Source organism: Sporosarcina sp. resist (assembly GCF_014302295.1).
Lineage (GTDB): Bacteria > Bacillota > Bacilli > Bacillales_A > Planococcaceae > Sporosarcina > Sporosarcina psychrophila.
In genome coordinates, this window is record NZ_CP060287.1 from 1,599,964 (window position 1) to 1,612,997 (window position 13,034).

At 37.1% G+C, this 13,034-nt stretch carries 11 protein-coding genes; 9 read left to right on the forward strand and 2 right to left on the reverse strand.

From position 1 onward, the window contains the following. Nucleotides 1-584 precede the first annotated feature (584 nt). The 4 genes from H7992_RS08140 (at nucleotide 585) to H7992_RS08155 (ending at nucleotide 4,854) form a co-directional block, all read left to right on the forward strand. Entirely contained in the window at nucleotides 585-1,061 is a 477-nt protein-coding gene (locus H7992_RS08140; protein WP_187047238.1) for a DUF4871 domain-containing protein, read from the forward strand. Nucleotides 1,062-1,611: 550 nt separating this feature from the next. Beyond that, entirely contained in the window at nucleotides 1,612-1,770 is a 159-nt protein-coding gene (locus H7992_RS08145; protein ID WP_156475985.1) for a hypothetical protein, read from the forward strand. Between the two features lie 277 nt (nucleotides 1,771-2,047). Then, entirely contained in the window at nucleotides 2,048-3,922 is a 1,875-nt protein-coding gene (locus H7992_RS08150; protein WP_187047239.1) for a serine hydrolase domain-containing protein, read from the forward strand. A 494-nt stretch (nucleotides 3,923-4,416) separates the two neighbouring features. After that, the gene (locus H7992_RS08155) at nucleotides 4,417-4,854 is read left to right on the forward strand and encodes a VOC family protein (RefSeq protein ID WP_067207311.1); all 438 of its coding nucleotides are present in this window, start codon (nucleotides 4,417-4,419) and stop codon (nucleotides 4,852-4,854) included. A 417-nt stretch (nucleotides 4,855-5,271) separates the two neighbouring features. Here the strand turns inward: H7992_RS08155 and H7992_RS08160 are convergent, their stop codons facing one another. After that, on the reverse strand, nucleotides 5,272-5,643 hold the full coding sequence (locus H7992_RS08160; protein ID WP_067207314.1) for a winged helix-turn-helix transcriptional regulator: 372 nt from the start codon (nucleotides 5,641-5,643) through the stop codon (nucleotides 5,272-5,274). A 216-nt stretch (nucleotides 5,644-5,859) separates the two neighbouring features. Between H7992_RS08160 and H7992_RS08165 the strand changes: the two genes are divergently transcribed. The 5 genes from H7992_RS08165 (at nucleotide 5,860) to H7992_RS08185 (ending at nucleotide 10,968) form a co-directional block, all read left to right on the forward strand. Continuing rightward, nucleotides 5,860-7,035: an MFS transporter gene (locus tag H7992_RS08165; protein WP_370569996.1), complete on the forward strand. Its 1,176-nt coding sequence runs from the start codon at nucleotides 5,860-5,862 to the stop codon at nucleotides 7,033-7,035. A 65-nt stretch (nucleotides 7,036-7,100) separates the two neighbouring features. Continuing rightward, nucleotides 7,101-7,940 carry an aldo/keto reductase gene (locus H7992_RS08170; RefSeq protein ID WP_370569979.1) on the forward strand — a complete coding sequence of 280 codons (840 nt, stop codon included), beginning with the start codon at nucleotides 7,101-7,103 and terminating at the stop codon, nucleotides 7,938-7,940. A gap of 109 nt (nucleotides 7,941-8,049) precedes the next feature. After that, nucleotides 8,050-8,625, forward strand: coding sequence for a TetR/AcrR family transcriptional regulator (locus H7992_RS08175; protein ID WP_067213885.1), 576 nt, complete (start codon nucleotides 8,050-8,052; stop codon nucleotides 8,623-8,625). 32 nt (nucleotides 8,626-8,657) lie between these two features. After that, nucleotides 8,658-9,896 carry a beta-ketoacyl-ACP synthase II gene (fabF, locus tag H7992_RS08180; protein ID WP_187047241.1) on the forward strand — a complete coding sequence of 413 codons (1,239 nt, stop codon included), beginning with the start codon at nucleotides 8,658-8,660 and terminating at the stop codon, nucleotides 9,894-9,896. Between the two features lie 706 nt (nucleotides 9,897-10,602). Continuing rightward, complete coding sequence (locus H7992_RS08185) at nucleotides 10,603-10,968, forward strand: glyoxalase superfamily protein (RefSeq protein ID WP_187047242.1); 366 nt, start codon at nucleotides 10,603-10,605, stop codon at nucleotides 10,966-10,968. Nucleotides 10,969-11,008: 40 nt separating this feature from the next. Here H7992_RS08185 and H7992_RS08190 read toward each other — a convergent pair whose 3' ends face one another. After that, nucleotides 11,009-12,862, reverse strand: coding sequence for an LTA synthase family protein (locus tag H7992_RS08190; RefSeq protein WP_187047243.1), 1,854 nt, complete (start codon nucleotides 12,860-12,862; stop codon nucleotides 11,009-11,011). Nucleotides 12,863-13,034 lie beyond the last annotated feature (172 nt).

Here is a 13,034-nt window from a genome sequence, read left to right on the forward strand (position 1 = left end):
CCATAATGTTAGTCATTCGAGAGGGCTGATGCCTTACCTGCGGCAGAAAGCTACATTTTATCCTCCGTTAAAGGCAAGAAGGATAAAACCTCTCTGGAGTCAGAGACCTTGGCACGTCATACATTGATATGATACGGCAACTCGGGAGACCCTACCGGTCTTTCCTGCTTATAGATGAGTATGGTGTACAAGCAATAATAAGCAGGGAAGCCAAATGCCGTTGTAGGGAGTCGGATAGCAGCGTAGTACTAATGAAGTTGGGTAATGCCGATGGAGGAAAGGCTGCTACCAAGTTATCACCCTTACTAGGGACACATTTACTACACACTGAGGTAGGGATATTAAATGGAAACAAAACTAGTAAGGATAGCTGAATTAGAAAAATCTGAGCGAAAGAGATTAGCTATATTTTTTAAATAGTGACTAGGAGGAGCCGTGTGCGTAAATAGCGCAAGCATGGTTCTGTCAGGGGGGAGGAACACAATCTATCGCAAGGTAGAGAGGTTTCCTTCTACTCGACTAGTTCAATGAATGATACTTGAAGTTTAGCTGGAATAAACATAAAAAGATGGAGGGGTATGTTTATGTTCAAAAAAAGATTAATTTTAATCTGCACAGTAATTTTGTCGTTAGTAATTGCAGGATGTAATGACGAAGAGCAGATAAAAGAAGAAGTTATTCAACACAATTGGAATGAAAGTCCTCTATTTGAATCAGACAATTACACAATGATTGGGGAAGAGGGACGTTTGGGTTTTATTTACGATGATAGTGAAGGTATCAGATTTTATCCAAACAAAGTACAAAAATATATGTGGCACTTTTGGGGAAATAAAGATGAGTTAATTGGTGACTTTAAGGTTTTAGGAACTCACGAAAACAGTGATGAGGAAATAATAATTGTACCAAAAAGAGATAATTCTAATCTTAGTCCTAATAATGGTGCAGATCAGCACTCTCCAACAAATATGACGCTCCCTAAAAGTGGAATGTGGAAGTTAGATGCCTATAAAGGAGATGAAATATTTGGAAGTGTTTATGTAAAAGTTCATAAGAAATAAATGATTTATTGGACTCCCATGAAAATTAAAAAACGGTCAAAATCTATAAAACTGTATAACAAAAAAAGCTCGGAAAAAGTTTTTTTAAAAAAAGGCTGAGCCTTCAAAATGATTATATTAAGTTGAAAGTTAATCAGAAACCAACTCTATTCTTCAGAGAATAAAGGCAGGCTGGTGCAATAACCAGAGTAGGATTAATCTCCCATAAGTGCTACCCGTATTGGGGCAACAGTCTGTGACGCACCGTGGTCGTTGGAGTCCGACTAACGGATGGGCTCAATGGCACCATAGTTCATCGACCTTCTTCACAAGCCGTAGTATCCAATACCCGTTCTGCATATATTTTCATCCTCTGTGATGTAGCGCTGATTTTGCGCTACATGTATGGCTAACGGGTGCTCTACTTCAATTAGGGGTTAAGCACCCTTTTATTATTCAACATAAGGAGCAGTATAGTTGAATAATACATTTCAACTATAATAAATAAATGTTAGTATAAAATTATAATATTAAAACAATTTGAACCTACGCGGTTGAGGGAGGGCGATTTGTGAAAAATTTATTATTAGCAATCTTAGGGGCAGTTGTGACAGCGGTAGTATTAAGTTTGATAACAAAAGGTTTTGAAATGGATGTATTAATTTCCCTTATCTTAGGTATTGTACTTGGGTATAGCATTGGAAAGAAAGAAAAAGCAGACTCGAATTAGGGAACTATCTAACTGAATAGGGAAGTTATTTTAGTAGTATTACAATATTTTTTATTAAAATAACGGGTTGCTTTAGTTGAACAACAGCAGATCGTCTAATGACGGTCTTTTTATTTATCTAGTTGTCTGTAGGAAGGTTTAATAAAAGCATATCCACTAAATCGTTTCGAAAATACCGTCCTCTAACGTAACAACCTAAAATCATTATATAATTTTTTATATGAAATACCGTCTATTCCATAACTAGCTAATATATCCTATTGTAAGGGGGTGCCGCATGAATAAAAAAATTTCCATTATATTAATAATAGCTTTATCTTTGTTTTTTACCGAAACAATTTATGCTAATGAACTTACAACACCATCTGGAATTTCAATATCCGATGTAGAACGTTTCGTAGACGATTATGCACATGAATATATTGGTGAAACAACTGCGGGTGCGAGCATTGTTATTTTGAAAGATAATAAAGTTGTTTTATCAAAAGGATATGGTTATGGAGATATTGAAAACCAAATTAAAATAAATCCGAATACTGCTGTTTTTGAATGGGGTTCAGTAAGTAAATTGTTTGTCTGGGTGTCGGTCATGCAATTAGTCGAACAAGGAAAAATCGATTTAGATGAAGATATAAACAGATATTTACCAAAAGGATTTTTAACAAAACTAACATATGATGACCCTATCACTATGTTGGATTTGATGAATCACACTGCAGGATTTGAGGAAAATATTTTTGACACGGGATATGCTAACGAATACCGTGTAAAATCTTTAGAAGAAGGATTGAAAATTGCTGAGCCAAACCAAGTATATCGTCCAGGTAAAGTCGTTGCTTATTCTAATTATTCAACTTCTCTAGCTGCATATATAGTTCAATTAATTACAGAACAAGACTTTAATGAATATGTTGATGAACATATATTTCAAAAATTAGGTATTCTAGATTCAACTTCATATTTGTCTTTAGGGAGAAATGAGCAGATAACAAAAAACAAAGTAAATGGATATGAGCTTATTGAAGAAGGAGATTTCAAACTATCGACACCGTACTATATGTCCATGTATCCTAGCGGTGAAATAAATGGAACAGCACCAGATTTAGCTAAGTTTGCAATGGCACTTATGCCACAATCCGAAAATGAAAACGTTTTGTTTGAGGATAAAAATACGCTAGTTACAATGCTTTCGCAAAGTTATGCTATTAATGAAAATGTCCCTGGTATCGCACATGGTTTTTGGGAGTATGATGGAAAGTTTAAAGGATTAACACATGGTGGAAATACAGTTTCCTTTTCAAGTAATTTTCATATCGTCCCTGAAGAAAACTTTGCAGTAATAATATTAACGAATCAAGCTTCAGAGTCTGATATTTCCTATGGACTGACGAAGGAATTGGTTGGAGAAAAAGAGATAGATGAAGTAAAATTGGCGGACTTACCAAACTCACAAATCACAGAAGGAACGTATCTTACTACTCGCAGAATGAAAAGTGGATTTTTAAATTTGTATTACTATTTACTACCACTTACAGTGAAATCACTAAATGCGAACGAAATTGAAGTAAGTTTGGTAGGTATGAAAGCTAATTACGTCCAAACATATCCAAATGTTTATAAAATGACAAAAGGTAGTACTATGTTTATTCTTACAAATGTTCTTTATTTTTCTATAGAGGATGGTGAAGTTAAACAAATTTCTACATCGATTTCAGATTATCTCCCTTTAGATAAAAATATATTTTGGTTAACAATAAGTGCTGTATTATTCATTTATTGTTTAGTATACTTTATTGCTTCCCCATTCGTTTTAATCGTAATCAGTATTTTGAATCGGAGAAGAAAAAAACCTTCTATAAAAATAAGAAAATGGGTTTACCTATTAAATATTGTTGGTACAGCATTTATCGTAAATATTATTTTATTAGTAATTAGGATGTTGAGTAATAGTGATCGAGGATATTTTGAAGTATTCCCACAAATAGTTGCTAATTATGTTTTAACTATTTTAAGTGTTGTTTTTATTATTTTCATTCTAGTTAATTGGAAAAAGGCAACTCTAATGAAATTACAGAGGGCTATTTATCTTCTATCAATCGTTACTATTGTTATATTAATCTTTTTACTTATAACATGGCAGTTTTATTCTTAGTGAAAAAGCTCTGTTTAATTTACGCTGTTGATATTTGATTATTTAGTTCAATGAGAAAACAATGAGGTTTTTGCTGATATTTGTATGATGAGTAACTACAATGAAAGAAAAAATAAGTTACCCTATTCAACATACTTTTATTTTATCATCACTTTTAATTACCTTTTTATCATTTGTATCGCTAATAATATTTCGGTTTTTTTGGAATTAGCTATTTATTCACTTAGAGAACGTTATATACGGTTAAAATTAATGTTTAGAATTAATTATAGCGTCACTTTTTTAACTACATGAAGAATTTCACTTAAACTAACGGGTGGTTAGTGGAACAACTGTAAAGCTTTCCTTCTTGAACTAAAGAAGCAAGTTAGTTGAACAATCAGTCCAGTTTATTGAACAAGGATATTTTCTGTTTTTAGCGAATTAGAATTACAAACAAACTTATCAAGAATACAAGATATTGCAAAATAACAGGAACAAAGGAGGTATGAGATTTGAAAATCCATAGAATAGATCATGTGGGTGTAATCGTAAATGATCTCACTGCCGCTAAAGATTTTTTTCTCGATTTTGGCCTTGAGGTGCAAGGGGAATGGGAAATGGAAGGAGAGTTGATAAATCAGGTATTTGGGCTTAATGACGTTAAAGTAGCATGTGTAGGATTAGGGACACCAGACGGTCAAGTATGGATAGAGCTAATCAAATTTTATAATCCGTCAGATGAAAGAGAAATTCAGCAACCTTTTGCAAATACCCCGGGTATTCGGCATATTGCCTTTGCTGTTGAAGATATTGAAGCTGTTGTTGCCAAGTTGAAAAAGAAAGGTACGAAAATCTTTAGTGAGATACTACACTATGAAGAAAGTTATAAGTTATGCTACTGCAGTGGGCCAGAGGGAATTATTTTAGAGTTGGCGGAGAAAATCAAATAAATTATGGGTAATTACTAGTTATCGGGCCAATAATTGATGGATTTTGACATCCTGCCAGTGAAATATGTAATCACGTCGATAAAGTTGTTCCGCAAGCGGGCGCGATTGTTATGTAAGTGTTTCTGTTCTTATTCAACTAACAGGTAATTTAGTGTATCAATAGTAATATATTTCTTATTCAGCTAACGGGGCGGTGGCAGCAGTTAGTTTAATTAACAAATTATATGAAATGCAGTAAAGAACTTTACTCTTTCATAATGATGGTTCGGCTTGTATAAGGTGAAGTAAGCAAAAACACCTCTCACAAACAATTGTGAGAGGTGCTCTTTTCTGCATAAAGAGGTAGACACCAGTGCTTCTTTAAAATCCGCTTTGATTTCCCCTGTTAAGGGACCTACGCTCAATTAATATGGATTATCACTTTAGTTTATCGTTTAAAATGCCCTCTTCTAGGACGGAAAACTTATCTCCATATACTTTCATAATATGTACGTTCCCCCAAGCGCATAGCGAATCTAATATACTCTCCAAGCTTAAACCGTATTCACTCAATTCATATTCTACTTTCGGTGGAACCTGGTTGTAAGCAATCCGGTTAATTACGCCATCTGCTTCTAGCTCACGTAATTGTTGCGTGAGCATTTTTTGTGTGATATCTGGCATAAGACGTTTCAATTCACTTGTACGTTTTTTACCATGTGTCAGATGGCATAGAATGACACATTTCCATTTTCCACCGATCACTTCTAATGTCGCTTCAACGGATATATTATACTTCTTTTTTGTCATGCTCATCCTCCTTACTAATGGGTACTTTAAAGTACCTATATAACTTTTTGGTACCTATAGTACTTAAAAGTGCGTACTTTTCTTTTTAATCCCTGTGACTCATACTAACATTTGCAGATGAATTGTACGAGGTATTCATTGTGGTCTTTGTAAATTCAATCATACAACAAAGGAAAAGAAAGGATGAAAAAAGTGACTTTAGATAAAAAGAGAAGTATGTTTGCACTTCTTGCATTAGCTGTCAGTGCATTTGCAATCGGAACAACAGAATTTATTAGTGTTGGGCTTTTGCCTCTGATTTCCCAAGACTTAGATATATCGGTGACGACTGCAGGACTAACTGTTTCCCTGTACGCGTTAGGTGTAATGATAGGTGCTCCAATTTTAACATCGCTCACTTCAAGAATGCCACGGAAAACATTGTTATTATGGATTATGATAGTCTTTATCATAGGAAACGGGATTGCGGCGGGTGCAACAAGTGTTACGGTTTTGCTTATGGCCCGTGTCATTTCAGCGTTTGCACATGGTGTGTTTATGTCAATTGGGTCGACAATCGCTGCTGATTTAGTTCCAGAGAATCGCAGAGCAAGTGCGATTTCAATCATGTTTACAGGACTTACGGTTGCTACTATTACAGGAGTTCCATTTGGGACATTTATTGGACAACAGTTTGGTTGGCGCTTTGCCTTTGTGGCAATCGTAGTGATAGGGATTATAGGGTTTATTGCGAATAGTATTCTTGTTCCATCCGATTTACGTCAAAGTACTCCGACAACGATTCGAGATCAAGTTAAACTCATAACAAATAGTCGGATATTGCTAGTATTGACCATTACAGCATTGGGATACGGAGGAACATTTGTTGTATTCACGTACTTATCTCCGTTGCTTCAGACGATAACAGGATTTAAACAAGGAACCATCGTGATCATCTTACTTGTTTACGGAATTGCGATTGCAATTGGTAATATGATTGGTGGGAAGCTGTCAAATAAAAACCCGATTGGCTCGCTGTTCTATATGTTTATTGCGCAAGCGATTGTGCTTTTCATATTAACATTTACGGCACCATTTAAGGTCGTGGGTTTAGTAACAATTCTTTTCATGGGATTGTTTGCATTCATGAACGTTTCAGGACTTCAAGTGTATGTCGTCATGTTAGCTGAACGTTTTGTCCCAAGTGCAGTAGATGTTGCTTCCGCTATGAACATAGCTGCATTTAATGCGGGGATCGCGATGGGGGCCTACGTAGGTGGAGTGGTTACTGATTCGATTGGGCTCATTCATACGGCTTGGATCGGGGGGGCAATGGTACTGATTGCAGCCATACTAACAGGCGTCAGTCGGGCGCTAGAAAGAAAAGATCAGCAAAGGATTAATCTAACCTAAAGGGGGTGATTGGAAACGTATAATCTGCAACACAACTTTAATTAAAAAATAGGAGGACATAAATAATGAAAAACTTACAATCGACAACAATGTTGCATAACGGTGTGAAAATGCCTTGGCTTGGCCTTGGTGTATTTAAAGTGGAAGAGGGTCAAGAATTAATAAATGCGGTGAAAACTGCGATTACACATGGCTATCGCAGTGTCGATACAGCGGCGATTTACGGCAATGAAGTTGGCGTAGGACAAGGTATTCGTGAGGCAGTTAAAGAAACAGGTATTGGGCGAGAAGATTTATTTATCACATCAAAAGTTTGGAATTCAGAGTTGGGCTATGCATCAACAATTGCAGCTTATGAAGAGAGCTTAACGAAACTAGGTTTAGACTATTTAGATCTATACCTTATTCACTGGCCAGTGGCAGGAAAATATAAAGAGGCGTGGAGAGCGCTAGAAACACTTTATAAAGAAGGACGGGTTAAAGCAATCGGCGTAAGTAATTTCCAAATTCATCATCTTGAGGATTTGATGAAGGATGCGGAAATTAAACCAATGGTGAACCAAGTGGAGTACCATCCACGTTTGACACAGAAAGAATTGAGTGGATTTTGCCGAAAACAGGATATTCAGTTGGAAGCATGGTCTCCACTCATGGCAGGACAATTACTCGACAACACAGATCTTCAGGAAATCGCCGATAAATATGGTAAATCAATTGCCCAAGTTATTTTACGCTGGGATCTACAAAATGGCGTTATTACAATTCCGAAATCCACGAAAGAACATCGTATTGCTGAAAATGCAACAGTTTTTGATTTTGAATTAACAGCGGATGATATGAAACGCATCGATAGTCTGAATCAGAATCACCGAGTGGGTCCAGATCCGGATAACTTTGATTTTTAAATAAACTAAACCCCTATCTTAACCTAGATAGGGGCTTTTCATTTTGTAATATATGGTGTAAGAACCAGAGTCAATTGACACTTACCTATTAGTAAGTTAGTATTTGGTTATGGAAAATAGAAAATCACAAATCATTGAGCTAGCACTTAGAAATATTCGAGAAAAGGGCTATTTGTCTTTTAGTTATGACGACTTGGCTAAGGAACTTGGTGTAACGAAAGCAAGCATTCATTATCACTTCATGAAGAAAGAGGATTTAGGTCTAGCCGTTTGTACAAAGTTAAAAGAAGGTCTGGAAAAATCTTATTTGAACATTGATCAAGCTCAAATAAACAGTGAAGATAAACCGTGGGAGTTTATTTCAAGAAGAGCTAATCAGATTGGTAACAATGAAGTTTGCCCGATATCATCTTTACAAGCAGACTATAACTTTTTACCGATCGCTATGCAAGAGAGTGTACAACAATTGAGTCAAATGGAGATAGACTATTTAAAAAAGCTTCTTGATGTTTTAAAGGAAGAAGGAAAACTAACACATGATACAGGGGCATTAGCCGCTCTTCTAATATCGAGTATTAAAGGTGCGCTACAATATAGACGTGTAGTAGGAGAATATTTGTATTCTATAGTAATTGATCAATTAAAACTGCTTGTAAATGGAAATGATGGAGTTAGGAATATGTGAATACATGACGATTTTATGGGAGGTATTAGTATATGGAACGTCGAGTTGTTGTAACGGGATATGGAGTCGTATCGCCACTAGGAAATGATGTAGATACGTTTTGGAATCATATTAAAGAAGGTAAATCTGGGATTGGGAAAATTGAGGACGATGAATTCAAAGAAATTAACACACAGATTGCTGGGCGTATAAAGGACTTTCCAGCGGAAGAATACTTTGATAAAAAAGAATTGGGGAAATATGATTTGTTTGCGCAGTACGCTTATGCAGCGGCAAAACAAGCGTTAGACCAATCAGCACTCAATTCGGACACCGTTAATAAGGAGCGAATAGGCGTTTACGTTGGATCTGGAATTGGTGGAATTGACACTGTACTCGAAAATCATAAACATTTACTAGAAAGAGGCGTAAGAAAGGTCTCTCCATTTATGGCACCAATGATGATTAGTAATATGGCGGCAGGTATTATAGCTATTAAATATGGTTTTAAAGGTCCGAGCTTTTCGCCAGTTTCTGCCTGTGCAACAGGTAACCACGCAATAGGTGAAGCATACTTGAATATTTTACATGGTTATTCCGATGCTATCGTAGCGGGGGGAGCAGAAGCTTCAATAAATCCATTATCTTTTGCTGGTTTCTCAAGAATGAGAGCCATGTCTACTTTAAATGATTCACCTGAAAAGGCGAGCCGCCCTTTCGATCGTGAGCGTGATGGCTTTGTTATGTCGGAAGGCGCAGGAATTTTAGTACTTGAAGAGTATGAACATGCTAAAAAACGGGGAGCAACCATCCTGGGCGAAATCGTGGGTTACGGTTCAACAACAGACGCCTATCATATTACATCCCCGGATTTTGATGGAGCAGCAAGAGCGATGAAATTAGCTTTAGGAATGGCACGACTTAATCCGACTGATATTGATTACATTAATGCGCATGGAACGAGCACACCAGAGGGCGATAAATCAGAAACGAAAGCCATTAAAGCTACTTTTGGTTCTCATGCCTATCAGTTAAAGGTAAGCTCAACCAAATCGATGACAGGACATCTATTTGGTGCGGCAGGTGGGGTTGAAGCAATCATAACGCTTAAAAGTATACTGGAAGATATTGCACCACCTACTATCAATTACGAAAATCCAGATGAAGAATGCGACTTGAATTATGTTCCAAATGAAGCTGTGAAAATGGAGATAAACTATGCGATTTCAAATGGCTTTGGTTTTGGCGGGCATAATGCAGTACTTGCTTTTAAGAAATTTATCCCGCATTAACGGGCAGTAAGACTCCGACATCGAGTCTTTAAGGACACAAGAAGAATCGGAGGGGGATCAGAACCCCCTCTGATTGAAGATTAACTTTATAAAGTAACTAAATACATGTGGAGCTCCGTCCGATTGTCAGACGGAGCTCCATTTATATTGAAGCAGTCTATATATGTTGAATTAAAGAATCCTATTGAATCTGACGTTGCGCTCAAAATAAGAGAGTATTAATTCGGGGTGTGGATTGTAGAACGCTTGGCGCTTTGGGGATGCCTTTGCCGCGCCTGCGCTAGGGTGTTCATTATCGAGAGAAATGTAATTTCGAGATGTATATGCTGAGATTATAAGTTGATTACTAGTTGATACTACTTATAGTCAATAAAGACGTGCCCCAGCTTGCAGATTTCATCGTAGATAATGAAAAGCCCTTTCTCACATAGACAATCCAGCGAAGGCGCGACTTCGTGGTAGCCGGAGCGATAAGACTAAGGAGGGATGCAGTTCAATCCCTCCCAAGGGGTCTTCTTTCTGGCTTATCGCGGGAGGCATCCACAAAGCGTCGAAGCGATATTAGTGGGAATTCTAAACCATTCCAAGTACTAATGCTTTTTCAGTGGCCTCCCAAAAGCCCTTGTAAAACGCATACGCCGTATTCATTTGTTCAACATATATAGTGAAATTAAATGACTTTATGGATTAGCGAGGAGTGCATTGTATGAATGGTAAACGTGTCACACCGATTCTCCGTATATTCGATGAGAAGAAAGCAAAAGAATTTTACGTTGACTATTTGGGATTTAAATTAGATTGGGAGCATCGATTCGAGGATAATTTGCCGTTGTATATGCAGGTTTCAAACGGAAATTGTATCATTCATCTATCAGAGCATCACGGGGATTGTAGTCCGGGGGCTGCTATTCGGATAGAGATTGAAGATATCGAAAGCTTCCATGCAGTGCTTCACTCGAAAGAATATAACTTCGCACGTCCAGGTCTTGAAACAACTCCATGGCAAACGAAGGAACTGACAGTTATTGATCCATTTAGCAATCGCATTGTTTTCTTTGAGGATAGAGAATGAAAAAACGGGTTATCTTTCGTTAAAGATAACCCGTTTTCTATTATTTTCGATTGCTATACGATTTTAAGATTTGATCGGATTGTTGCATGATTTTTAAGGCGTTGTCGATAGATTGTTGTGTTTTATTTGTCCGAGATTTCTCTTTCATGGTTTCCAAGTTGTAGAGGATAGCAGGTAATTTAGCGCTTGGTGCGACATACAATGTGTCATCGTTTATGAAGGAGCTGCCTGGCAGGTGGTAACGCATGCCAAGTAAATTGTTTTCGTAATGAAATAAATCGTGACCTATCATCTGTGCATCATGTTCTATTCCGAGTAAATTTAATAATGTAGGCATCAGATCAATTTGTCCGCCTAAGTGGCTAATCGTTTCCCCGGAGAAAAGTCCGCCTCCTGAAAAAATGACCGGTACGATAAAACGGTCTTGTAGGTTATAAGGATGGTCGAGTAGATCTAAAAGAATAGCCTCATCATCTTTTGTGACAGGAGCCCCGTGAACACCCGAATGATCCCCGTAGACTAGAATCAACGAATTATCATATAAGCCCGCCTCTTTTAATGTATCAATGAATATTCCGATTTGCTCATCTGTATAGCGGACTGATTGAAGATAATTGCCGACATATGTGCTGTCATAACTATCCGGTAATACTAGATATTGAAGATCTTCAGGCATTTCAAACGGTGTATGGCTTGTCAGTGTAATGATGTTTGAATATATTTTTTCATGTTTCTTAAATTGCATGGGCAGTTGTTTAGCAGCAAAATCGAACAGTACTTCATCCGCAGGTCCAAATCCTATTTCTTGTTCTGCTGGAATTTCTTTGTTGGTATAAACGTAGTCAAAACCGAGTGCTGGATATAGTTTTTCACGATTCCAATAGGTAATGTCATCGGCATGATAAGTGGCTGTACCATAGCCATTCCTTTGTAAAGTTCGAGGTAGAGAAGGGACTGGCTTTCCATTAATGACATTGACAGTCGGATCCATACCTTCAGGGTAAATGGACGTGTGCATAAGCCACTCGGCGTCAGAAGTGTTGCCCGCCCCGATTTGTTGGTATACGTTATCGAAATATGTACTATCTTTCAATAAGGCATTTAAATAGGGTGTGATTTCTTGTCCGTTCACTTTTCTATTGATCACAAAGCCTTGTAATGACTCGACCTGAATGACGAATACATGACGATCCTTAGCAATACCGTAGGAATTATGCTTATTTGCGGGAACGTAGTCATTCCCTTTGAGTTTCTCCACGTCTTGTTCTGATAAATTAACATCAGAAGCTAGCGCGATACCGAAGCTCCGCGTGAAAACTTGCACCGCTTGCGATTGTAAATAGCCATTCTCTTTTGCAAAATAAGAAACGTCAATAAGTGGTTGCCTAAAAGCTAGTAGTGTTGTAATAAGACCAATACTTCCAAATAGAATCGCTAATTGTCTAGTTACTTTAGCTGAAGATTTTATTTTTTTGGCATTATAGTAATATGCAATTGGAAGGATAAGTAGTAGGTCCAGGAAAAAGAGGAAATCATAGGGCTTGCTTAGAAGACCGACTGTTCCTCCTACAGAATTCGATTGATAAAGTTGCTGTAAGTCATAATAGGATGGAATTGTTGAAAAGTAACGCGTGTAGTAAATAATGGCGATAAATAATACAGACAATATCGTATTGAATACGAAGATGCCGGTCCATGTCCGTTTCTTTACGAAGAGAACGATGAGTGAAAGTAAGAATGCCCATAGTGGAAATTCAATGAGTGCAATATGGAAGACAGATTTGTTATGAAAAACGACGACACGAAATGCGATCACTTTTAAGAAAAGTAAGGTCAAAATCAGGGTGGTTGGATGTAGTAGAATAGGCTTAACTTTTTTGATGAACAATTTCATATTGAGTACCCCCAAATAGAACTTTCTATTAATATAGTGTAACAAAGATATTTTTTGATGTGAAATAAAAAGAAGGAAATAGATGGAACTTCTTTGTAATTAAAGAAGTAAATGAAAATAGACTTGAAAGGGGATGCCGAAGCCCTAAGTTTAGACAGTGCTAAAGTGGACT